This window comes from Psychrobacter sp. PP-21, from assembly GCF_033790785.1.
Taxonomy (GTDB): Bacteria; Pseudomonadota; Gammaproteobacteria; order Pseudomonadales; family Moraxellaceae; genus Psychrobacter.
In genome coordinates this window covers 1-24,055 of the sequence record NZ_JAMYEB010000004.1, presented here as the reverse complement: position 1 = coordinate 24,055, position 24,055 = coordinate 1, and the positions used below count along the sequence as shown (strand labels likewise).

Here is a 24,055-nt window from a genome sequence, read left to right as displayed (position 1 = left end):
AAATGAGTCATACATTGTGAGTGTCAATGTATTTGGGTTCTATCGAATCTATCTTCATGATTGACGACTGATAGCAGTCAACTAAATAGCAGTCAGACAAAAGCTAACGTTATGTAAACGGTCATTCGATGTCTACAATTTGAGGTCTACAATTCGATGATTATTGTTAGAGGCATACAGTCAGTCGACACCTGATGTATGAGCCGTTTAGCCATGATAAATTCGCCTAGATAATTTTAGCAGAAACAATTGGTAGTGTACGACTGTAAACGTGACTAGCGATAGCAAGTAGTTGACATATAGCAAGCGATTGCTATGAGACAGCTAAAGCTCCTACAGCTGGTCGGAAGATAACCTGCACTTCTCATACATAGGTGTGACAAAATATTACACACAGTTAGATTGGAATTGCCATAATAATGACGAAAGTAAATAAGTACTTATAGAAGATTAATGGACAATCTTTATAAAAAGCACGATTTATAACATTTTTGAATTTAAGAGGAAATATTATGCGTAATACATTAATGATTGCAGCAGTAGCATCAGGTCTAGCATTGAGCGGTTGTACTACTGATCCAAACACTGGACAGCAACGTTTGAACAAAGCCGCTTTAGGTGGTTTGGTTGGTGCAGCAGGCGGCGCAACTATCTCAAAAGCAACTGGTGGCGACAAAACTGGTCGTGATGCAGCAATTGGCGCAGCACTAGGTGCAGGCGTTGGTTACTACATGGAGCGTCAAGCTCGTCAGCTTGAACAGCAAATGGCTGGTACAGGCGTAACAGTTGAGCAAAATCCAACAACTGGTAACATTGATCTTGTAATGCCAGGTAGCATCACTTTCTCGTTTGATGATGCAACACTTAGCTCTTCATTCAAGCCAACACTAGACAAGCTTGCTTCAACGATGAACCAGTACAATCAAAACACGATCACTATCGCTGGTCATACTGATAGCAAAGGTACAGCCTCTTATAACATGGGTCTGTCACGTGACCGTGCTTACTCAGTTGCTAACTACTTGACCGCTCGCGGTGTTGCGTCTAACCGTATCAATGTTGTTGCTTATGGCGAGTCACGCCCAGTTGCAGATAACAATACTGATTATGGTCGTCAGCAAAACCGCCGTGTTGAACTAACGGTTAATGCACCGCAAAGCGTAAACTAATCAGTAATTTGATTTAGTTATCGCATACACATTCTCAAATGTGTTTCCAAAAAGAGCCAGCAATATGCTGGCTCTTTTTTTGTGTTGTATTTGATAGGGAAAAGTTAAAGATGGGAATTCACGAGGGTCATTGCAGCACAGCGATTTATGGCAAAAGTCTTATGACACCATAAATATCTACCACAGATTAATTATTATTAATATAAAATTAAGCATTGATAATGATTATCAATAACACTATAATTTATCAATATTTTTATCGCCATAAAATCGTATGCATCATTGTGTGTGATAAATGATAAAAGCGTACGACCATACCAGCTTGCTATATATGGCTTGCTTATCGAGGCAACAACGCCCCCTAACCAAACAAACTTTTTGCTATATTTTTGAGGATATGTATGACGATTACCACAGTAACAAACCGTAAGATTCTACCAACTACGTTAGCTGTTGCCCTTGCAGGATTGTTAATGGTGTCGGGCTGTACCAAAAAAACCGATGAAGATACGGCTACTGCTGAAGCGCAGACAGAGGCTGTCAGTACAGAAGCGGGCGACAGTACTGAGATGTTAGCTGCCGAAAAAGCACATATTGACAGACTGGCTATCAGCTATGCCAATATGGCTCACGCCGCTTACAAAGACTCGCTGGATACCGCCAAAGAGCTACAGACAGCGGTGGATACATACGTTGCGACGCCAACACAAGCCAACCTTGACGCAGCAAAAGCGGCCTACAAAGCAGCGCGCCAGCCGTATTCACAAACCGAGATTTTCCGTTTTGATGAAGGGTTTGTGACAGCAAATGACAAGCGCGCGATCAATAGCATAGATAGCTGGGAAGGTCAGATCAATGCTTGGCCACTAGATGAAGCGCTCATTGACTATGTCAGTGATGATTATGAAGGCGAGTACAACAGCCAAGAAAACATCATCAACAGTGACAGCGTGACAGTCGGTAGTATTAATCAAGACACCAGTACGATTACGTCTGAGCTACTTGCAGAAATGAACGAGATCGGTGGTAGCGAAGCCAACGTAACGACTGGTTATCATGCGATTGAGTTTATGCTATGGGGTCAAGATACCAACGGGGTAAAAGAAGGCGCGGGCAATCGCCCAGTGACAGATTACATCACGGAAGCTGGTGAATGTACTAGTGGTGATACGGTCAATGAAGATGCTAGCATTTGTGAGCGCCGCGGTGAATTCTTAAAAGCTGCGACCCAACTATTGGTTGATGACCTGACAGCGATGGAAGCCCAGTGGCAACCTGAAACAGATAATACTTTACGTAGTGATTTGCTAGCGCGCAAATACGATAATGGTCTACGTCAGATTATGTACCAAATGGGCAGCTTAGCGTTAGGCGAGTTGGCTTCTGAGCGTATGCAGGTCGCTTTTGTCACAGGGTCGACTGAAGATGAGCACGAATGCTTTAGTGATTTGACGCATTTGAGCTATGCCAATAATGCACGCGGTATCCAAAATGTCTTTAATGGTAGCTATCAGACCGTCGCTGGCAAGACGGTCGGTGGATATGGTATCAAAGAATATCTTGTCGATAATGGTCATGTAGAAGAAGCCGAGAAACTGGCCGCTGAATTCAGCAAAGTCGAAGGGGCATTCAATGTTATCGTTAACAAAGGCGAGAAAGAAGGGATTAAGATTGACCAAATGATTGCCACTGTTGGTCAAGCCAGTCAAGAAGGTATCTCTGCTGAAGAGCAAAATATTCGTCGCGGTTGGGTTGAGGCTGGTATCAACAGCTTGCAAGAATTGACGGCTGGTATCGAAAATGCGGCAAAAGCAGTCGGTATCGATAACTTAGATGCGGATGCAGGATCGCAGTTTTAATTTCAGTTTTAGCGATTAAGGTCTTTTTATTCTATTGATGGTATCCATATCATAGTGGTAAGTGAGTAAACCTACTGCTATAAAAATGCAGATTGGATTTCATACGTACGTTGTCGATCACAGTCGGCAACGTATTTTTGTAAGCACTAAGTTTGTAATCACTCAGTTTGTAATCACTAAGCCTGTAAATATCAAGTTTGTAAGTACTAAAATAGACCAGATACATCGGTCTTCTGAATCCGTATATGGATACCTGTCATATTACAGGTATCGATCGTAGTGGTTCTACTCCAAAACCAAGGCATGCAATTTTTATGAAAGCCATTGATATCCCATCTTTTCGTTTGTCTTCTATATCCATGCGCAGTTTGTCGCTCATTATAATGAGTACGGTCGCACTAAGTGCTTGTCAACCAACTGATAGTGCGCCGAGTGATACTTCGGACAGTCAAAGCGCGACCGCTACTAGTGACAGCCCCCAACTAATAACCTCTGAACGTGCTCAAAATATTGAGACACTTGCTGGCATGCCCATGCAACAGCTTGTCAGCTTTGATCCACAAGAGATTAAACAGGGCGGTGACACGGGGATTAGTATTACGAGTGCTGAGAGCTACTCAAAGCCGTCATCAAACTTAGCAGCCTCACGCAAAGGCATGTTTTTTATTGGTAATGCGTTCTTCCGTCAGCCTTGGGTTGTAGCTCCCGCTAGTACGGATAGCCGTGATGGGCTGGGTGCGCTGTTTAACGTTGCGGCTTGTCAGTCTTGCCACATCAAAGATGGACGTGGACATGCACCGATGGACGCTGATGATGATGCGGACAGCTTGCTGGTACGCCTGTCTATGCCAGCGACGACAGAGGGGCAGCGTAAACAGTTGCAGGACTCGCTCATTGAAAAAGTCGTTCACCCGATGTATGGTGGGCAACTGCAAGATCGAGGTATTCAGGGCGTCCCTGCTGAAGCGAGAATAGCAGTACAGTGGACTGATAAACCAGTGACTTTTGCTGACGGACATGTTGAGACGCTGCGCGCACCCACATTTAACTTGACCACCCCTGGATACGGTGCTCTTGATGAGGCGATGATGGTATCGCCGCGAGTGGCACCGCCGATGATCGGACTTGGATTGCTAGAACAAATCCCTGACGATGATATTAAAAGACAAGCCAAGAACAATAGTGATATCAGCGGTAAGTTCAATTGGGTCATGGATCCACAAACCGGTAAGCGTGCGCTTGGACGTTTTGGGTGGAAAGCAGGTCAAACGAGGCTGCTGACTCAGAACCAAAGTGCGTTTAATGAAGACATGGGTTTGACGTCAAATATTCGTCCACATGAGTCTTGCATGCCCACGCAGACTGCCTGCCTAAACGCGACTACTGGCGCTGATGAGCAAGGGAATGGCAAGCCTCCTGTCGAAGTGAACGATGACGTGGCAAAATTCGTAGAGTTTTATACTCGTAATTTGGCGGTGCCACATCGCCGTGACGCGGATAGTGAGCTTGTACTGGCTGGCAAAAAGCATTTCTATGACATGGGGTGTCAAAGCTGTCATACCCCAAGATATCAGTTGCCAAAAACCGACGATGATCGTCTTGAGCAGCACGGTCAAGTGATTTACCCTTACACAGATTTGCTGCTACATGATATGGGTGATGAGCTTGCTGATCGTACAGTTGCCGGTAAGCTACCATCAAAAGATGCTCAAGTTGAATTTTTAGCCAACTCTTATGAATGGCGCACACCGCCCTTATGGGGTGTCGGGCTTGCTCAAACGGTTGATCCGCAAGCGACGTTCTTGCATGATGGTCGCGCGCGCACGTTGATGGAAGCCGTATTATGGCATGGTGGAGAAGCCAAAAAGCAGCAACAACAGGTATTGAAACTAGACAAGCAAGGTCGTACAGAGCTCAATGCATTCTTAAAGTCACTATAGTGTGATTCTGCTGCGTACTATCGTGCGCCACCTGTTTCGAGCAATCATGCAACAACGATATAAATTACTACCTATAAAATTACCGAGAACCCTATGAAAATGAACCACGCTTTGGCAATGGCACTATCTGCATTAAGTGCTGGACTGCTAATCAGCTGTGTCAAACCTGCCGACGAAAATCAAGCGGCAGAAGTGGACAGCCAAGAAGTTGTGCAAGAGAATAGCGCTGCTAATAACTCAGCAAAAAGCAGTAATGAAGCTGCTGAGCAGATCGTTGCTGTAGATATCAGTCCTGAGACCCAAAAGACATATTTGACGCATGTGGCAGAGGATATCGTGATTCCAGCATATGCCGATGCAGCAAAACAAAGCGATCTGTTAAATGAATTGGCGCAGAAATACTGTCAACAATCACCAGTAAGTGGCGATGAGTTGCAAGCATTGCGCGAGCAGTGGCTGGTACTAGCACAAGCATGGTCAAGCGCTGAAATGGTCAACTTTGGTCCCGCTACTGCCAGTATGAGTAACTTATATATCAATTACTATCCCGACGAGCGCGGTCTGGTGCATAGCGGTGTCGCCGACCTAATCGCTGCTAATCCAAAGCTAACGCCAGAGCAGCTCACCGGTGAGAGTGCGATTGTGCAGGGTGTACCAGGATTAGAAGAAGCTTTGTTTGCCAATGAGAGTTTGGATGCTGGTCAATGTGCTTATGTGATCAGTGCCAGTAGTGCTCTGAGCACACGTCTAAAAGCCATCGAGGACAATTGGCAGCAGAACGCGACTAACTTATTGGCAATAGATAAGACAGGGGAGAGCGACCAAGGTTTAAACCAATGGTTTAACTCTTTACTGTCATTGATTGAAACGATGAAGTCCAATGCGATCGATCAGCCACTGGGTCTGACGGGCAAAGCAAAAGGTCACCTGCCAGCTGCTACCGCGGGTCAAAGCCGCGCTATTATCAATGCAAAACTAGATGCGATTAATAAAGCCATGACTGACCCCGTATTGACAGCGATTCTTGGTAGTAATGATGGAAATACAGTTGCTGATAACCTATCGACTGCGCTTGCCGAAGCGACGACACTACTAGCACAGATGCCAGAAGACATATCAGCGGCAGATAAAGATGACCAGCAGGCGCTCTATGATCATCTGACCACCATCACTCGCCTAATCAAACGCGAGTTAATCCCAGCACTTGGTATCCGTGTGGGATTCAATAGCACTGATGGCGATTAGACAATGTCTACTATTAATAGGAACACAATAGCGTTAATGCCCAAAGTGCGCGATCAAGCATATAAGTCAGGAGCAAGATCAGCAAGCCATGAGTTACTGACGACGTCCGTGCTGTCTATAGTTGGCACGACAGCACTTGTTGGGCTACACCATCGATACCGCAAGCAGCAAGACCCCAATGCTAGCCTGCAAGATTATATGACAGGTCTCCGCACGCAGTTACGGGTATCGCAATCGGCTGATGAGACAACACCAATGCTCACGCGCTTGCGCTATGCTTGTCAGCAAGGGGCGGCGACATGGCGGCAGGCTTATCATCATACTATAGATAATGCTGATCAGTATGATGCCTCCAGTTTTGCTGATATGCATACGACGACGTTGCTAGCACGACCAGTTAGCTGGGTTAGCGGTGTTGCATCCATGCCAAAAAACCACACATCACTGAACCAAAACGAGCATGATTTTGGTGTGGTGGGTATTGATGCTGATAGGCAAATGGTGTGGCAGACCACTATGCCTGAACGTGTTCATGACATCGTCGTTCAACCTGTATCCGTCAATGTACCTGAAGATCAAGCCCAACATAGCAATGACCACCAAGGTCGGCACGTTGTCGTAATGGGTCGTCGCCCTAGCGAAAAATTCTGGGTGCTGAGTACAGCAAATGGACAGGTACAGCAGGCGATCAAAGCTGACGTAAACCGCCATTTTTATGGTCATGCTTGCTATAGTTTAGATGGTAATTTGCTCTATGTGACTGAAAATGACACTGTCAGCTTGGTAGGCAAAATCGGTATCTACGATGCCAATAATGCTTATAAAAAAATAGCAGAGTTTGACTCGCATGGTATCGGCCCGCACGAGCTGATTATGCACCCAGATGGTGATACATTAGTGATCGCAAATGGTGGTATCAAGACCGAGCAAGCCTCACGTGAAGAGTTAAATCTAGATAGCATGCGACCCTCGCTAACTTATCTAAACCGTCATGACGGGTCATTAATTGAGCAAGTGACTCCTGAACATAACCAGATGAGTGTGCGTCATTTAGCGATGCACAAGGATGGCTCAGTGATGATCGGTATTCAGTTCCAAGGTGAAAAGCATATCAATGTACCATTGGTATTGACCCACAAGCGCGGTGATAGCCATTTCACACCATTGACCATGCCAAACAATCAATGGCAACGTTTTCATCAATATATAGCGAGCGTAGCCGTCGATAGCGAGCGTAATTTGCTTTGTGTGACCACACCAATTGGTGGCTGTGCAGCGATTTATGACTTGCATACTCGAGAGTTGATTGATGATGTAAACCTACCAGATTGCGCAGGGGCGTCAGTGCTAGCTGACTCCAATATATCAACTCACAGAGCCAGTGATCCTATGGATTCAGGATTTATCGTCAGTGACGGTCAAGGACAATTAACGGCATTGAGAGTCACGACTGTGTCAGAAACAAAGTCAGAGACGAAAGTTACTGAGCACCGTGAGCGTATTATAAAGGACAGTAAATTGCATATGATGTCTTTTGACAACCATTTGCAAGCGTTGTAGATTTCGTAAATGTTATAAGCGCACCAGTAGTCAGGAGCAATGATTCACACGGTTATGTCCATAGCTTTTACATCTATAACTTTTGCGTCCGTGACGTCAGCGATGCAGCTTATAGCTGCTATGACCATATAAAAAGGAGACAGCGCATCAGCTCAAATATCAGTTTAGATACTGTGAGACAGCAGCTCGCACGGGCAGGTATCGAGCTGCGCATCAGTAAAAAACGTGTCAAAAATATCAACTTTCGCTTAAAGCCTTATTTATTAATGGTCTCTGTACCACTGCGTATCACTGCCTCGCAAACACTGTATGCTGTAGCCAGACGAGTGTCTTGGGCGATTGCTCATCACCCGCAAGTACTGGCGCAACACCATCGCAAACCCAGCGCTTCGGTAGATTCCTCAGATGCTGATCAGCCCATCTATCTATGGGGCAAAGTACAAGCATTGACGTTGAGCCATGATGAAACAATGGCTTACTATCGACAGCAGCTCTCCAATATCATGCCTTCGCTATTTGAGAAGTGGCAGCCCATCGTCGGCGCTTATGCCAATGAGGTACGATTAAAGAAAATGCACACGCGCTGGGGTAGCTGTAATACTCGCGCCCGCCGCATCTGGCTCTCGGTCTATCTTCCTGCTTATCCTATCGAATGCACCGAGTATGTTATCGTTCATGAGCTCTGTCATTTGCATCATGCCAATCATAGTCGCGCGTTTTGGCAAACCGTTGAGGCGGCAATGCCGGATTATCAGCAGTGGCACAGTCTGCTGGCAGGCAAGACGGGTCAGTTGGATTGAGTTCAATAGCCTGCGATTTTCGCTATCTAAATCAGTGCCTTCATAGCAGTTTTTGCCTACGCATCTTTCTTTTGTATCAAAGATAGATAACTCGGACTGAGTTTTACTGGCATGATTGACATAAGGACACGCCTTCATAAGCCTGTTATGATAAGACATAACGGTATAAATCGTGTCGTTTAAATAGAACTATACAGGGATGTCACATGGAAAATGTCAATCAGGCAGAATTTTGGCAGCAGCGCTATGAAAAAAATAGCATCGGCTGGGATATGGGACAGGTATCGCCACCACTCAAAGCTTATATTGACCAGCTACCTGACAGCGCCAAAAACCAAGCAGTGTTGGTAGCAGGTGCAGGTAATGCCTATGAAGTAGGCTATCTATATGAGCAAGGATTTACCAATGTCACGCTGGTTGATTTTGCGCCAGCACCGATTGAAGCGTTTGCAGCGCGTTATCCTGATTTTCCCTCTGAGCATTTGATCTGTGCAGATTTCTTTAGTTTGTCAGAGCAGCAATATCAATTTGATTGGATATTGGAACAGACGTTTTTTTGTGCGATTAATCCCGCGCGCCGTGATGAGTACGTGCAGCAGATGGCAAGACTACTAAAGCCTCAAGGCAAACTGGTGGGTTTGTTATTTGATACAGACTTTGGACGAGAAGAGCCACCATTTGGTGGTACTAAGGAAGAATATCAGCAGCGTTTCCAAACTGATTTTGACATTGATATTATGGAGACGAGCTATAACTCTCATCCTGCACGGCAGGGTAGCGAGCTGTTTATAAAGCTGCGAGCAAAATAATCTCACGTTCGATGTTGTGCCGAGCTTGTGCTTCTAGTCGCTCGTAATAGTAGTCAGTCAAATACAGTCTTGGATGGGCTAGTAATCCTTGTAATATTGCAGTGCGACCATGACGATAATCCACATCTGTCACATGAGCATACTCTTGACGTACTGCTTGTGTATACTGCTCGTATAGGGGCCAAGATATACCCAAAATACTCAAATCCATGTCTAACAGATAGGCTGCGTCGTTGTATTTAACACTGTTTATAGATTCATCTATTTGATGATCAGCAGTTATCATAATAAGTGCGTAGATATCTTGGCATTGCGTTGAACTCAAGTAGGGGCTCAACGCATCTACCGCATATTCAGCACTTTTTTGTTCATTGTCGGAGTGTTTTGGATCATACACAATGTCATGATAGTACAATGCCAGCACTATCGTATTTGGCTCAGATAGAGAGGGTTTGATATTTTTAAGCTGCATTATTAATTGCTCGATATGATCAAGCGTATGATAAGCGCGCTGTGGCTCAGTATAGCGTACAGCGATATCTTGCCACAGCAACTCTATCTGCTGCGGCAAGATATTGTTACCGATGGATGATAAGTGCTGTGCAAAGCATTTACCAAGATCATCATGCCTATATAAAAAGTCAGCCATCTATCACTGTTCACTATTGCTATGCTAAATGTGGTGCAACTAGTCTTCGTCGTTAGCCACGGCATCTTTAAATGCTTTGTTAAAGACGTCCCCAAGCAAGCTCACATCATCGACACGCGCATAATTCAAGCGAGTGACAAAAGCAATACGGCGGTGTGGTCCATCTTCAGCCAATGGTACTGCAACCGCGTTTTGATTTTGCAGGTGCAGCTGATCCAATGCCATTTCAGGTACTAGCGTTGTGCCCATATTGGCAAGCGCCATTTGAATTAGGGTGTTTAAGCTGGCATCCGAAAAGCTCGATTTCATTTGCGAGCGGTCGAAATGACAGACCGATAGTGTCTGATCGGTCAAACAGTGCCCTTCACCAAGTAGCATAAGGTTGGCAGTGGCCAGCTCATCAGCGTTGATGGTTTCGAGTTTGGCATGTATGTCATCTTTTGGGAATACAGCAAAGAAATCTTCACTCCAGAACTCAAAACTGTGCAGACCATCGACCGCATAAGGTAGTGCAATAATAGCGGTATCAATATGACCATAACGGACTTGTTCAAGCAAGCGCTCGGTCTGTTGCTCAACGATCGTCATACGAAACTCTGGATATTGAGCACGTAGCGCAGGCAATACCTTTGGTAGCAAATAAGGCGCAATCGTTGGGATGATACCGACCGTCATAGGATAGGCAAGTGGCGTCTGGTGACTTTGCGCACGCGTGGTCAAGTCACTCACTTCAGAAAACACGCGTTGTGCGCGCGTAAGGATATCTTGCCCGATAGGCGTGATCAGCACTTGTTTATTATTACGCTCAAAAATCTGAGTATCCAGCTGTTTCTCTAATTCTGCAATACCTAAGCTCAGCGCAGACTGTGAAATATTGCAGTCTTCAGCAGCACGTTTGAAGTGGCGATGTTTGGCTACAGCCAAAGCAAACTCAAGTTGTCGTAAAGTAATCATAAAACCTCTCTTTTAGTGGGTTTTTCATGCAATTTATTATGTGTCGTCAACCTTTATGGGGTAGCAAATTACCAATTTCGAACCAATGATAAGCTCTAGAGATAATAGTTTAACAAGTTTAATAAAACAAAACATCACATTAAAAACTTTTAACTAGATTAACCATAGAATTCGCGTATAGTTTGTCGGGTAGCCCAGAAAGATAAAGGGTTAGTCGAAAAACCATACAAACAACTTTTAATTTAATTAATTATAGAGGAGCCAACCATGGCGTCTATCATCAATCAAGAAATCCCAGAATTTTCAGCAGATGCATACGTAAACGGTGAGTTCAAAACTGTTACTTCAGAAGATGTAAAAGGCAACTGGGCAATTTTCTTATTCTACCCAGCTGATTTCACGTTTGTTTGCCCAACTGAACTTGAAGACATGGCAGGTCATTACGAAGAGCTAAAAGGTCTTGGTGTTGAAGTATATTCAGTATCAACTGACACGCATTTCACGCACAAAGCATGGCATGATTCTTCAGATGCTATCGGCAAAGTACAATACCCAATGATCGGCGATCCTACTGGTAAGATCACTCGCGGCTTTAATGTTATGATTGAAGAAGCTGGTCTTGCTGAACGTGGTACGTTCTTAGTAGATCCTGATGGCTTGATTCAAGTTGCTGAAATCCATGCAGGTGGCATCGGCCGTAGTGCAAAAGATATGCTACGCAAAGTAAAAGCAGCACAGTACGTTCGTGAAAACGACGGTGAAGTATGCCCAGCAGCTTGGGAACAAGGTGGCGATACATTGAAGCCAAGTCTTGACCTAGTTGGTAAAATCTAAGTAATTATTTCATCACTTAGATAACAGTAGCACTGAATCTTACGCTGTTAGTTTGAATCAGTGCTATATATAAAGACCCCATTAACGTATGTTGATGGGGTCTTTTTTTATATGAGTTAAAGCTTAATTTATTGATGACATTTCCACTAGTCTACAGAATCTGTATAGATTGACAGTAAACATACTACTAAATAGGAGAGTCTTCTTTATTCTTATCGATAATCTTATAGATCTCATCTTTAAGGTGTAGTTTATGGCGCTTCATTTGTTCTATTTCTTCTTCGCGGCTAGCATGCTTTACTAGGTCTTTTTCAAGGTAGTTAATTTTTTGATCAAGCTGAGTATGCTCCTCAAAAATACTCGCAAAATGACTGTCTTTGAGTTTGAGCTCGGCGATGATCTCTCTGTTGTCGTGGAGCGTGTCTGTTTTTCTCATGTGTTCATCCTTGTCATTAAACGCAACCTTGCTACACATAGTCGCGAATTGTTTTAAAAAACGGCTTAACTTAAGAACTATTCTCGATTGTAGCGAAAAAACCAGACAGACACCATGACTATTATCTACCAGTGTATTTATATTTAATACAATAAAACTATTTATGATTGGTTTTATAAAACTTGATATTTGAGTTTCTCAGCTTGCTGAATTTACTCAAACGCATGATAATAGGGACATTCAAGGGCAATAACCCGATAGATACAACATTTTATATAGAATTATTAATTTTAGAATTTTATGTATAGACGTGCAGCATGACAGTTGCCGTTACATATTCAGTCATAATGAGGAACAAACATGATAGACCAAAATTTATTAGATGCCGTTAAGAGCTATAGTGAAAACATGACACGTCCGATTACCTTTGTACTGGGTAATGGTGAGCATAGTAAGCGCGCAGAACTGATCGATTTTTTGACTAAAATTGCTGGTACCACTGACAAAATCAATTTCAGTGCAGAATCAACTGATGATAGCTTACCAAGCGCAATCAGCTTTAAGGTAGTCAGTCATGTAGATGGTGCGTCAGAAGATACTGGTATCGTATTTAGCGGTATTCCAGGTGGTCATGAGTTTACCTCACTGATTCTTGCAATATTGCAAGCGGGTGGTCACACTCTAAAACTGGATGAAGGTATTCAAAAGCTGGTTAAGCGCTTCAACAAGCCATTACAGTTCCAGACCTATGTGTCGTTGTCATGCCATAGCTGTCCAGAAGTCGTTCAGGCATTGAACCAGTTTGCGCTATTGAATGACGGCATCAGCAATGAGATGATCGATGGCGCACTGTTCCAAGAACAAGTAGACGCAAACAAGATCCAAGGCGTACCAGCGGTATTCTTGAATGGCAAGCCATTTGCTAATGGTCTAATAGATACTGCAAAACTAATCGGTAAGTTACAAGAGCAGTTCCCTGACTTGTTGTCAGAGGTAGAAGATGATGCTGAGCAATTAGAGCAGCAAGACGTCACTATCATCGGTGCGGGTCCTGCAGGTGTAGCGGCTGCCATTTATACTGCTCGTAAAGGTCTAAAAGTGACGATGGTTGCTGACCGTATCGGCGGTCAGGTTAAAGACACGCAAGATATCGAAAACCTAATCTCTGTACCCTTGACCAACGGTACCGACCTGTCCGGTAATTTCGTCAAACACTTGGCCGAGTACAATATCACGCTAAAAGAGCATGTTAGTGTAAAAGACATCGGCGAGACCGAAGAAGAGAACTATAGTATCAATCTAAACACTGGTGAGACCTTTGAGACGCGTAGTATTATCTTGGCAACAGGTGCCCAGTGGCGCAAACTTGGCGTACCAGGTGAGGAAGAAAACATCGGTAAGGGCGTGGCGTTCTGTGCTCACTGTGATGGCCCATTCTTCAAGGGTAAGGACATCTCAGTTATCGGTGGTGGTAACTCAGGCGTTGAAGCAGCACTAGATCTGGCAGGTATCGTCAAACACGTCACTGTACTGGAGTTTGCTGATGAATTAAAAGCTGATCAAGTATTGATTAATAAAGCTAAAGAAAAAGCCAATATTGAATTCATTACAGGCGCCGCGACTCAAGAAATCAAAGCAACTGATGGTAAAGTATCCTCTATTGTGTATCAAGACCGTAGCACAGGTGAGACCCATGAGCGTGACTTATCAGGGGTATTTGTACAGATCGGTCTAGTACCAAATACCGGGTTCATCAAAGGTTTTGTTGATTTAAACCGTTTTGGCGAGATTGAAATTGATGAGCGCTGCCATACAGATCGTAAAGGTATCTTTGCTTGTGGTGACGTCACGACCGTACCGTTCAAGCAGATCAATATCGCGATGGGCGAAGGTAGTAAAGCTGCGTTGTCAGCGTTTGAATACTTAGTCATGCAATAAGCGGGTTATGCAGTAAGCGGATCATGTAGTAGATTATTAAATTGTTAATTAAAAATAAAAAGCCACCTTGTTTGAGGTGGCTTTTTTTATGGCGTTGTATAAACCGTTCTCTACAAAGGAGAGTTTAATAAGTAGAAAATAGCCGTTTGAATGCGCTAATAAAGTAGTTATTCCTAGAAATATCAACATTTACGTTACAAATTTGTCATTCGCATTACAAATTCGCGTTGTTGATGCAATAATGAGCTCAATAGAATCTTTCAAAGCATCATGAACTATAAGGAAAGTAGGCATGGAATATATTGAAGCTTTTTTTGCCCTAATCGGGGATCTAACATGGGGCTGGGCACTTGTGCCTATGTTGGTTATTTTTGGTTTATTATTCACTATCGTGGGCAGGTTCGCCCAGTTTAGATATTTCAAACGTATGTTCCGTGTGTTTAAAACGGATGAAGTAGGAGAAGATGGGATTTCTGCCCGTCAGGCGTTGCTCGTTTCTATCGGTGGACGTGTGGGCGGTGGTAACATTGCTGGTGTTGCGGTTGCAATCTCGTTAGGTGGCCCCGGTGCGGTTTTCTGGATGTGGGTTGTCGCACTCATTGGAATGATGACCAGTATTGTTGAGTGTAGTTTGGCTCAGCTTTACAAGCGTAGAGACAATGATGGTAACTTTCGTGGCGGCCCTGCAACCTATATCCTACATGGTTTAGGTAAAGACTACCGCTGGCTTGCTGTTATTTATGCTGTTTCTCTACTACTGTCTTTCTCTATCGGTTTTGTGGCATTCCAAGGCAACACGGTGGCAGGTTCTGCGCTTGAGAGTTTTGGAATTGAACGCTGGATGTCAGGGGTAGTACTGGTCATTGCAGGTGGGTTCATTGTCTTTGGCGGTATCCAGCGCATTGCAAAAGTAGCCGACGTCGTCATTCCAGTAATGGCACTGATCTATCTTGGGATGGCGCTTATTATTATTGCGCTCAACTTCACAGAGATACCTGCATTGATGGTAATGATTGTCAAAAATGCGTTTGGTATTGAATCTGTCGTGGGCGGTGGTATCGGTGTAGCTATTGAACAGGGTATGAAGCGCGGGTTGTTCTCTAATGAAGCCGGTTTGGGTTCTGCTCCTAATATTGCAGCTACTGCTTATGCTACGCACCCTGTAAGTCAAGGTATCTCACAGTCATTATCTGTGTTCATTGATACGTTAGTTGTGTGTAGTGCCACAGCATTTATGATTTTGTTAAGTGGCGTCTATCAACCAGGAGCCGAGGTCGATGGTATCGTACTTGCTCAGCAGGCGCTAACGACTCAGCTTGGGGATTGGGCACAGTATATTTTGACCATATCGCTACTGCTATTTGCACTTAGTTCTATTATGTATAACTACTATATGGGCGAAAACGCGATTAACTTTTTGGTTAAGAAAAACATCAAAAAAGCGACTTTGGTTTTACGAATTGTCGTGATTGCGATATTGTTCTTGGGTGCAGTAGCCCCTACGGCAACCGCGGTATTCTTCTTCGCTGATCCGTTAATGGGTGTGCTAGCACTAGCCAACTTATTGGCCTTGATCATGCTATTTCCGCGAGCCAAGCGTCTACTTGATGATTTTGCAAGTCAATTGAAATCAGGGGTCAAAGAGCCGTTATTCGATGCACAAGAGTACGAAAAGTTAGATCTCGATATGAGTGCATGGGGTAAAAAAGCGGTAAAAGAAGCGTTAGATCAAAAACAGTAGTACGTATACGCTTAATGTCTTATGAAAGTAAAAACCACTTTGGCTGAGCTAAAGTGGTTTTTTTGTGCAGGATACTATTTATGCTCAAATTATGCCCGAAATGACGGTTATTCGCTCATATGCTCGCTATTCGCCAAAATACCTGATAACGAGACAATCTCACCCGCTTCATCTTCTTCAATGATTCGCGTCTCTTGTAGGGCCGCCTGAACCCAAGTCACTATATTTGGGTGATTCATCATCGTGTGACAGTACTGCTTAGTAAGCGGCTGCAAGACAATGTTAGACGCATCAGCATAGGTTTGTAGTCGCAGCACTACCGGGGCAAAAAACACATCAGCTGCTGTAAAGCGTCCGAACAAATAGCTGTCCTCTGAACGTCCCTGTAGACAATCTGCAAAAATACCCTCAATACGAGCAATATCGGCTAGGCAATCAGCACTCGGTTGTATCTTAGCAGTTGCTCTGATATTCATCGGCATCTCATTACGTATACCTGACAACCCTGAATGCATCTCAGCAATGATGCTCTGGCAATAAGCACTGTTTATTCTATTTTGAGTATCGTATGTGTTAGCGCTAGATTTATTGACACCCGTCCAAATATCAATATCCGTAAAATACTCATTAACCTGTATTGCAATGGCCAGCGTATCCCAGACAGTTACTTGTTTGTCCCCCTCACCATAGACCAATATAGGAACTTTTCCCGTTGGTGAGTGCGCCTCCAATACTGGACGTGCTGATGAATCAAACAGCTCGATCAGCTGCTCCTCAAAATCGATGTTAAATGCTTTTAAGAGTAGCCAAGCCCGTAGCGACCAAGACGAGTAGTTTTTATTACCGATGATCAGTAGTGGTTTTTGCATGCTTAAATCCTATTCAGCTATCACAGTGACTTCTGATTATGTGCTCAATATCAAAAATTAACCAGTCTTGAGTTGAGTGATATCTTCATCATTAAATGATATCTCAAAAAAAGCCCATCCAATACTAAGATAAGCGCTCTGTGTTTTCTATGTACGTTATCATCAGTTTTTATTTTTAATCAAAGCAATGATAGGAAGTGCAACCACATACATCAGTACACCATATAAGGCAGCGGGCAGGGCAATCACTGGCAGGGTGCTTACACCCATAATAATAGGCGCTAAAGTAATGGCGGTTGTACTGTTCTGAATACTGGTCTCTATCGAGATGGTTTTTGCATCAAACCAGCTGAGCTTTAGGACTCTAGAGATTAGGATACTAATAGCAAATAAAATAGCAATCATAGAGACCAGCTCTAACCCAATTTGGGTGAACTGTGTCTGTAGTAATTGCCAGTTAGAGGCAATAGCAGCAAAGACAATCAATACAAAAAATACACTAGCTAGACCATTAAGAAGGCTGCTGCGCCGTACCATAAAATCAGTAAATTTATAGCGAGCGAGCATACCAAGCGTCACCGGTAATGTAGTCAGTAAGAACATGACTAGACCAATCTTGATGGCGCTAATAGAGTTCGCTTGATCTTGCATAAAATGATCGAAAGCCAACGTGATTAAAATAGGGAGCGTAATCACAGACAATATGCTGACCACTCCTGTCAATGCGATAGAGAGTGCGACATTGCCTTTGGCATAATAGGTCAGCATATTGCTGGTGACGCCGCCTGGACAAAAACTAATAAGCATAATCCCAAAAGCAATGGCGGGCTGCGGCGTCATCACTAATACGACTGCTAATGCAACCAAAGGTACCAGCACAACTTGATTGATCAAGCCGACAAAGAACGCTTTTGGATATTTAGCAATGATTTTAAAATCACTAAGTTTTAACCCTGCTCCTAGGGTAAACATAATATAGGCAAGTGCTAGTGGGAGTAATGCTAGCGCAGTATTATTCATTAAACATTCCTTGTAAAACTAAAGTGCCATATAAAGATGGCTCTTTGAGAATCAATAGTAGCGGGAGGGCACTGTCCCCCTATGCAGCTACTCACATTCCATGTTTTTAAACAACTGATTGTCCAGATATTGAGTGACATAGATATTTAAGTATAAAAGAGCTGATTCTAATGCTAATGACATACTTAGTTGTCTTAATCACTCAAAGAGATTAAGTGCTCTGAATGATAATAGCTCTATTACACTTACTTAGTAACCCACTTGTAGTGACTATGATGGTTCTTAAATAGTATCAAGGGTCTCTTACGCTGCCTGCGTGTAGTGCGTTTTTAAGCATAATAAAAAGCCCACAAGGTTTTGCGGGCTAAATATTTTAATCACCTAAGCATTCTTATGGCTCTAGTCATCTAGCAAATCCATACGTTTCGCAGCTTCATAGATACCCGTTGAGCGATTGCCCGTACGGCAAAAGATGAGCATTGGCTGTTCAGCTTGGTTAAAGAAATCAGCGAATTCTTCGACATGGTTTTGATTGAGCTCGCTACCAGCGAATGATACTTCTTTATACGCGAGCCCCGCTTCTTTAGCCGCGGCTTCAATCTCTGCACTGGTAGGCTGACCCGGCTCTTCACCATCTGGACGATTATTGATAATGGTTTTAAAACCGTTCTCGGCAATCATAGGCACTTGATCAGGGGTGATCTGTCCGGCAAAGCTAACTTCATGGCTCATAGGAGCTCCTTTTTTATGGGTTTGGTTGATCTTATAAATATATTAATGATTCAGTTGGGTGATAAAGTTGGTTATAGCAGACCTTGCATCAATGCGCTTTGATACAGTAGTTTGGCACGCGCCCCAGTACCGCAAAACATCAATATAGGCTTCGGCATTGCGTGATAAAAGTCAGCAAACTGTTCTACAGTCAGCATACTTAGGCGTTCATCATCAAAGGGGAGATGATGATAAGTTAGGTTTGCTTCCTTGGTCGCAGTTGCCAAATCACAGCTATCAGGCTGTGTCTCAATCTCAGCATCTGGACGTATATTGAGCACTGAGCGGTAGCCAAGCTCGGCAATTTTGATACATTGGCTTGGATATATCTGCTTGTAAATCGTTAAGTCGTCGGTCATAAGTCGCGTCAATTATTGTTGTGAATAGTTATAGTATTAAAGGATGGTTCATGACAATCAAAAGACAAGTCAGTCTCGTTGAGACTAAAGCTGTGAGCCAGCAGCTGTCTGTGTATGGTCAGCTGTGTACTGTGAGCTCTGTATAGTCGGTATAGCATAACACAGGCTCTATCGTAGCGATATTGTGCGATGGCCACCCAGTCTCTAAAAGACACACATATAATATTACTATTAGATGTTTTTCAAAGCATCGACGGCATCTAAGGTACTCAGATAGACCTGCCCTGATAATTCACTAATCAGCGGCGTTTGGCCAATAACATCCATGACAGGCCCTTTGATAAAGCTAAAATGTAAGCGCTTATTTTGTAGCGCAAGCTCTTGGTTTAGAGTACTGAGCATTTCTTGCGCGGTCAGGTCGATATGGTTGACCGCCGCCATAATCAACACCACCTCGTGTGCTGCTGGATACTGCTGCATAGCATTTAGAATACGACGATGTACGGACTCACTATTACCAAAGAACAGACTCTCATCGATACGTAGCATCAGTAAATTATCAAAAGTCACCACATCATGACGATTGATATTACGAAAGTGTCCGCTACCACCCAACTGTCCAACGATAGCCACATGCGGCTTACTTGATTGCCATATAAGGCTCGCAAACGACACCATCAGCCCAATGACCAGACCTGTATTGAGTCCAAATATCAGTACACCAATGAACGCTGCCAAAAAACTGGTGCCATCTAAGCGATCACGCTGCCAAGCAGATTTCAGAGTCGTGATATCTATCAGCCCAATGATGGATGCCATAATAGTGGCACCCAGTAGCGCGTAGGGCAGCGGAGCAAGTGCATTGCTAAAGGCTATCAGGGCAGCAATCATCACCAGTACCGTCACTAGGCTGGCAAGCGGCGTTTTCGCTCCTGAATCTGCATTGATAGCCGTACGTGAGAAACCGCCTGCAATAGCAAAACTCTGAAACAGTCCGCCAGATAGATTGGCCAGACCAAGACCAGTCAGCTCCCGATTGGCATCAAACCGCTCGCCCCGTAAGCGTGCATAGGTACTGGCTACTGAGCTGCTAGACACAAATATAATAAGTGCCATCAAGCCTGCTGTTGGCAAGAGTTTGAGCGCTTCTTGTAAGTCTGTCACATGGGGCAACGTAAGGCTCGGTAGTCCTTGCGGGATACGTCCAATAGTGGCAACACCCAGTGCGCTCCAATGCATTATCATACTCAGAACGATAGCAATGCCAAGTAAGACGAGTGGAAATAGACGCTCTGCCCACTTAGCATATGATGCCGATAGCCACGTTCGCCATACCCACTCACTGGCGTAGCGATTAGCCACCAAGAGCGCAAAAGCAATAACACCAATAACCAAAGTCAAAGGATGCAATTGACTGGCATAGCGCTGCACGGTAGATAAATAACCAACCAAGCTATTACCAGTGATGGGAATTGCCATCAGGTACTTGAGTTGACTGACAAAGATCAGTACTGCAGCACCGCTCACAAACCCTGCTGAAACGCCACGACTAATAAACTGCATGATCCAGCCAAGCTTTAACCGTCCAGCAATCCACAGTAGTGCGCCTACCATCAATGCCAGCAGACTTGCCATCAGCGCATACTGTTCTGAGCCTTGCTCAGCGTAAGGTAGCAGACCGCTCGCCGTCATAATAGCGGTAATAGCGACAGGTCCGACAGCCTGTACGTTGCTAGAGCCAAGCCACGCGTAGACGACTACAGGTACGATCGCTGCATACAGACCATACACAGGCGGCAGCCCTGCAAGTACCGCGTAGCCTAAGCTCTGCGGTATCACCAATACGCCTACCACGAGTCCTGCGACAAGGTCAGTCGGCAATGCGGTTAGCTGGTATTGGCGCAGCCAAGTAGGAATAAGACGGCCAGTGATAGAAGACATATCAATACATCACCAAAATAAAAATCATCATAAGACAGCTAGGCGAGTACGGCATTATTCCGCTTTGGCACAAAATCTTTGATAAAGCAGCTCTAATACAGCCAAGGCATCATCACTTGCAATGCTATAGTAAATCTGCTTGCCCTCGCGCCGTGTCGCTACCAGCTGGTCTTTACGCAAGATGCCTAGCTGCTGCGACAAGCTTGGCTGGCCAACACCGACCAAACCTTCAAGCTCACCGACACAGTACTCGCCTTGAGTCAACTGACAAAGTAGTAACAGTCGATCAGGGTGTGAGAGTGATTTTAACAACTGACTTGCTTGCATCGATGCTTGTTGCATTTGTTTGGCAAGATCAATAGAGGCAAAATCTGCGTTATCAGATGACATATCATCATTAGCGCTATGAGCAGACATATCCGCTGTTGCAGGTGAAGTAGCCAGAGTGAGCTCCTTATATAATAGGGTAGTGACTACCGTATTATTTTCAATAATATATGTTTGATTATCAATGATATCACGCCGCATATCAAGATATAATTATTTACATTATATAAATTGATAAAGTGTATTGCAGTTGTTATATTGGTGATAACAGATAAGTTGTAAATTCAAACAAGCATTATATACGACTCAATATCATACTTAAGGGTTAATTAAAGATAATAAACGCCCTATAACGAAAACACTCCATAGATAAGTAAAGAGGTAATCATGCAAGTGCATTCTTTCTTAGACAGTGATACAGAAACCTATACTCATGTGCTTGCTGATGTCGAGCAGCAACTGTGCGCCATTGTCGACCCAGTCCTAAACTTTGATGCAAAGTCGGGTAGGACCAATACCAGCAGTGCTGATGAAGTCATTGAATTCGTCCGCGAGCATGGCTGGACACTCAAGTACATCATTGAGACGCATGCCCATGCTGATCATCTATCCGCTGCAATTCATGTCAAAGAAAGTCTTGGCGGAGAGCTGGTCATCGGTCAGCATATTACCGAAGTACAAAAAATATTTAAGCAAATATTTAATTTTGATAACAGCTTCCGTACTGATGCTGGTCAATTTGATATTTTGACAGATGATGGTCAGACATTAGCGCTGGGTAGTATTACTATTACTGCACTGTACGTACCCGGTCATACTCGTGCCGATATGGCGTACATGGCTGCTGATAAAGAAAAAACAGTGGTCTTTGTTGGCGATACCTTGTTCGCGCCTGATGTGGGTACTGCTCGCTGTGACTTCCCAGGCGGTGATGCCAAAACGCTTTATCACTCTATCCAAAAGCTCTTGGCACTTCCCGAAGATACGGTGATGTATCTGTGTCATGATTATCCAAGTAAGGGGCGTCAGCATTGTCCAACGACTACTGTTGCGGCCCAGAAACTAGAAAATATCCATGTCAAAGACAGCATCAACGAAGCAGAGTTTGTAGATATGCGTGAGCGCCGTGATGCGACTTTGGATATGCCGCGCATGATCATTCCTGCAGTACAAGTAAATATAGATGCAGGGCATTTTCCAGAGCCAGAAGACAACGGTACGCGTTATTTGAAAGTACCGATTAATGTGCTTGGTGAGTAAGCCAGACAGGGTCATGAGTAACCGTTAGCAACAAGACGAATCCGCTTTTGTCCACGGTATATTATGTTTGGTATAGATGATTATAAGCGCTAAAGGCGTTGGTAAAGGGAGAGAGTAATGAACCTATATGAGCGCTATATACTACCAAAAATGATAGATGTCGCTTGTAGTACAGGCAATGTGATGAAAGCGCGTTCCAAAATTGTTCCGCAAGCGTTCGGCGAGGTGTTGGAGATTGGCATTGGTAGCGGTCTGAATCTACAATTTTACGATGCCAAAAAAGTCTTTGCTATTGTCGGTGTCGATCCAGCGGCTCAAATGCAGTCGCTTGCCCGTGAGCGAGCGGCTAACATTGACATTCCAGTTGAGATAATAGCCATCGATGTACAAGGTATCCATGCCAAAACTGATCAATTCGATACTATTGTGATGACTTTTACTCTGTGCAGTATTGATGACCCAGTAGCAGCACTCCGAGAAATGGCACGCGTGCTAAAACCTAATGGACGCTTGTTATTCTGTGAGCATGGGCTAGCTCCAGACCTGACTGTTGAGCGTTGGCAGCATCGATTAACGCCTTTTTGGAAACCAATAGCAGGCGGTTGTCACTTAGACCGTGATATCCCAGCATTGATCAGAGCAGGTGGGTTTACTATTGATGAATTGAGCGAAGCGTATTTGCCTGGTCCACGACCGATGAGCTATGTCTATAGCGGCGTGGCACAGCAAATAGCATAGAGAAGGAAAATAGTGAACTGTGCTAAAATTATTTGTCTGCGTAGATTATGCGTTGAGCTTGGGTTATAAATGCCAATATCGAACTTATAAAAAGCAAAGTGATTGGAATAATTAAAATAGGAATCAGACGATGAGCGAACAAAGTTTCCATTTAGTATGCTCGCAGTGTCAAGCAACCAACCGTGTACCTGCCGCACGGCTAAGTGCTGCACCAAAATGTGGTAAATGTAGCCAGCTATTATTGACCGCCAGTCCACATGAGCTGAACGCGCAAACGACCAGTAAAGTCATTCAAAAAAATGATGTATTAACCATCGTAGACTTTTGGGCGAGCTGGTGCCAGCCATGTATTATGATGGCACCAGAATTCAAAGCGGCTGCTGGTCAATTGCCGCAAGTGGTCTTTGCCAAAGTGCAAACGGATAAATACGAGCAAGCTGCTGCTCCTTATAATATTCGCAGCCTGCCAACGATGGTGGCCTTTAGGCATGGCAAGGAGATTGCGCGTCAATCAGGCGCACTGCCAAGCTATCAAATAGTGCAGTGGGTGCAAAGCTTGCAGGCGTAGCGCTTAGTAAAGCAGTATGCGTCAAATTAGGACAGTGCTCATAAAAGCGATAACAAGAAAAAAGCCAATATGCGGATCGCGTATTGGCTTTTTTCTTGTGTCACGTACTATCTCAATCATGTAGACAGCTTTTGCTCAAGTGGTAATCATCCCAACCATAAGACACTTATCAAATAGAATTAAGCTGCGTGGTTTAGTTTCTGTATTGGCGTAAAGCCGCCATTGCCCATATTCGGGCGCTCGTGATTGTAGTGATATAACCAGTCCT

At 44.1% G+C, this 24,055-nt stretch carries 22 protein-coding genes; 13 read left to right on the top strand and 9 right to left on the bottom strand.

Features of this window, described 5'->3' with window-relative positions:
* The first annotated feature begins 512 nt into the window (after positions 1-512).
* The 7 genes from NJD71_RS05275 (at position 513) to NJD71_RS05245 (ending at position 9,382) form a co-directional block, all read left to right on the top strand.
* Positions 513-1,169: an OmpA family protein gene (locus NJD71_RS05275; RefSeq protein ID WP_319050898.1), complete on the top strand. Its 657-nt coding sequence runs from the start codon at positions 513-515 to the stop codon at positions 1,167-1,169.
* Between the two features lie 401 nt (positions 1,170-1,570).
* Positions 1,571-3,028 (top strand): imelysin family protein, encoded by a 1,458-nt coding sequence (locus tag NJD71_RS05270; RefSeq protein ID WP_319050897.1) that lies wholly within the window; start codon positions 1,571-1,573, stop codon positions 3,026-3,028.
* A gap of 245 nt (positions 3,029-3,273) precedes the next feature.
* Complete coding sequence (locus NJD71_RS05265) at positions 3,274-4,968, top strand: di-heme oxidoreductase family protein (RefSeq protein ID WP_442967652.1); 1,695 nt, start codon at positions 3,274-3,276, stop codon at positions 4,966-4,968.
* 93 nt (positions 4,969-5,061) lie between these two features.
* Entirely contained in the window at positions 5,062-6,213 is a 1,152-nt protein-coding gene (locus NJD71_RS05260) for an imelysin family protein (RefSeq protein WP_319050896.1), read from the top strand.
* Between the two features lie 3 nt (positions 6,214-6,216).
* On the top strand, positions 6,217-7,773 hold the full coding sequence (locus tag NJD71_RS05255; protein WP_319050895.1) for a DUF1513 domain-containing protein: 1,557 nt from the start codon (positions 6,217-6,219) through the stop codon (positions 7,771-7,773).
* Between the two features lie 173 nt (positions 7,774-7,946).
* Positions 7,947-8,573, top strand: coding sequence for a M48 family metallopeptidase (locus tag NJD71_RS05250; RefSeq protein ID WP_319050894.1), 627 nt, complete (start codon positions 7,947-7,949; stop codon positions 8,571-8,573).
* Between the two features lie 206 nt (positions 8,574-8,779).
* The gene (locus tag NJD71_RS05245) at positions 8,780-9,382 is read left to right on the top strand and encodes a methyltransferase domain-containing protein (RefSeq protein WP_319050893.1); all 603 of its coding nucleotides are present in this window, start codon (positions 8,780-8,782) and stop codon (positions 9,380-9,382) included.
* Here the strand turns inward: NJD71_RS05245 and NJD71_RS05240 are convergent.
* Together NJD71_RS05240 and NJD71_RS05235 are read right to left on the bottom strand one after the other, a co-directional pair.
* On the bottom strand, positions 9,360-10,031 hold the full coding sequence (locus tag NJD71_RS05240; protein WP_319050892.1) for an HD domain-containing protein: 672 nt from the start codon (positions 10,029-10,031) through the stop codon (positions 9,360-9,362). The two genes, NJD71_RS05245 and NJD71_RS05240, sit on opposite strands and share 23 nt — an antisense overlap.
* A 39-nt stretch (positions 10,032-10,070) precedes the next feature.
* A complete protein-coding gene (locus NJD71_RS05235) occupies positions 10,071-10,985 on the bottom strand; it encodes a hydrogen peroxide-inducible genes activator (protein WP_319050891.1) in 915 nt (304 codons plus the stop codon).
* A gap of 267 nt (positions 10,986-11,252) precedes the next feature.
* Here NJD71_RS05235 and ahpC point away from each other — a divergent pair, with 267 nt between their 5' ends.
* Positions 11,253-11,819 carry an alkyl hydroperoxide reductase subunit C gene (gene ahpC, locus NJD71_RS05230; protein WP_319050890.1) on the top strand — a complete coding sequence of 189 codons (567 nt, stop codon included), beginning with the start codon at positions 11,253-11,255 and terminating at the stop codon, positions 11,817-11,819.
* 187 nt (positions 11,820-12,006) lie between these two features.
* Here the strand turns inward: ahpC and NJD71_RS05225 are convergent, their stop codons facing one another.
* Positions 12,007-12,255, bottom strand: a complete 249-nt coding sequence (locus NJD71_RS05225; RefSeq protein WP_319050889.1) for a YdcH family protein — start codon at positions 12,253-12,255, stop codon at positions 12,007-12,009.
* Positions 12,256-12,615: 360 nt separating this feature from the next.
* On the opposite strand from NJD71_RS05225, the gene ahpF reads away from it, so the two are divergent.
* Complete coding sequence (ahpF, locus tag NJD71_RS05220) at positions 12,616-14,193, top strand: alkyl hydroperoxide reductase subunit F (protein ID WP_319050888.1); 1,578 nt, start codon at positions 12,616-12,618, stop codon at positions 14,191-14,193.
* A 292-nt stretch (positions 14,194-14,485) separates the two neighbouring features.
* Positions 14,486-15,934, top strand: a complete 1,449-nt coding sequence (locus tag NJD71_RS05215) for an alanine/glycine:cation symporter family protein (protein WP_319050887.1) — start codon at positions 14,486-14,488, stop codon at positions 15,932-15,934.
* Between the two features lie 107 nt (positions 15,935-16,041).
* Here the strand turns inward: NJD71_RS05215 and NJD71_RS05210 are convergent, their stop codons facing one another.
* The 6 genes from NJD71_RS05210 to NJD71_RS05185 all read right to left on the bottom strand — a co-directional run bounded on the left by NJD71_RS05210 (position 16,042) and on the right by NJD71_RS05185 (position 21,311).
* On the bottom strand, positions 16,042-16,803 hold the full coding sequence (locus NJD71_RS05210; RefSeq protein ID WP_319050886.1) for a glutathione S-transferase family protein: 762 nt from the start codon (positions 16,801-16,803) through the stop codon (positions 16,042-16,044).
* A 162-nt stretch (positions 16,804-16,965) separates the two neighbouring features.
* On the bottom strand, positions 16,966-17,823 hold the full coding sequence (locus tag NJD71_RS05205; RefSeq protein WP_319050885.1) for a bile acid:sodium symporter family protein: 858 nt from the start codon (positions 17,821-17,823) through the stop codon (positions 16,966-16,968).
* Positions 17,824-18,222: 399 nt separating this feature from the next.
* Positions 18,223-18,555, bottom strand: a complete 333-nt coding sequence (locus NJD71_RS05200; RefSeq protein ID WP_319050884.1) for a TIGR01244 family sulfur transferase — start codon at positions 18,553-18,555, stop codon at positions 18,223-18,225.
* A gap of 71 nt (positions 18,556-18,626) precedes the next feature.
* Positions 18,627-18,953: a beta-lactamase hydrolase domain-containing protein gene (locus tag NJD71_RS05195; RefSeq protein ID WP_319050883.1), complete on the bottom strand. Its 327-nt coding sequence runs from the start codon at positions 18,951-18,953 to the stop codon at positions 18,627-18,629.
* A gap of 231 nt (positions 18,954-19,184) precedes the next feature.
* Positions 19,185-20,894, bottom strand: coding sequence for a SulP family inorganic anion transporter (locus NJD71_RS05190; RefSeq protein WP_319050882.1), 1,710 nt, complete (start codon positions 20,892-20,894; stop codon positions 19,185-19,187).
* A gap of 54 nt (positions 20,895-20,948) precedes the next feature.
* Positions 20,949-21,311, bottom strand: coding sequence for a metalloregulator ArsR/SmtB family transcription factor (locus NJD71_RS05185; protein ID WP_319050881.1), 363 nt, complete (start codon positions 21,309-21,311; stop codon positions 20,949-20,951).
* Positions 21,312-21,608: 297 nt separating this feature from the next.
* On the opposite strand from NJD71_RS05185, the gene NJD71_RS05180 reads away from it, so the two are divergent.
* The 3 genes from NJD71_RS05180 to NJD71_RS05170 all read left to right on the top strand — a co-directional run bounded on the left by NJD71_RS05180 (position 21,609) and on the right by NJD71_RS05170 (position 23,787).
* Positions 21,609-22,481 (top strand): MBL fold metallo-hydrolase, encoded by an 873-nt coding sequence (locus tag NJD71_RS05180; protein WP_319050880.1) that lies wholly within the window; start codon positions 21,609-21,611, stop codon positions 22,479-22,481.
* Positions 22,482-22,598: 117 nt separating this feature from the next.
* The gene (locus tag NJD71_RS05175; protein WP_319050878.1) at positions 22,599-23,219 is read left to right on the top strand and encodes a class I SAM-dependent methyltransferase; all 621 of its coding nucleotides are present in this window, start codon (positions 22,599-22,601) and stop codon (positions 23,217-23,219) included.
* A 130-nt stretch (positions 23,220-23,349) separates the two neighbouring features.
* On the top strand, positions 23,350-23,787 hold the full coding sequence (locus NJD71_RS05170; protein ID WP_319050877.1) for a thioredoxin domain-containing protein: 438 nt from the start codon (positions 23,350-23,352) through the stop codon (positions 23,785-23,787).
* Positions 23,788-24,055: the final 268 nt, after the last annotated feature.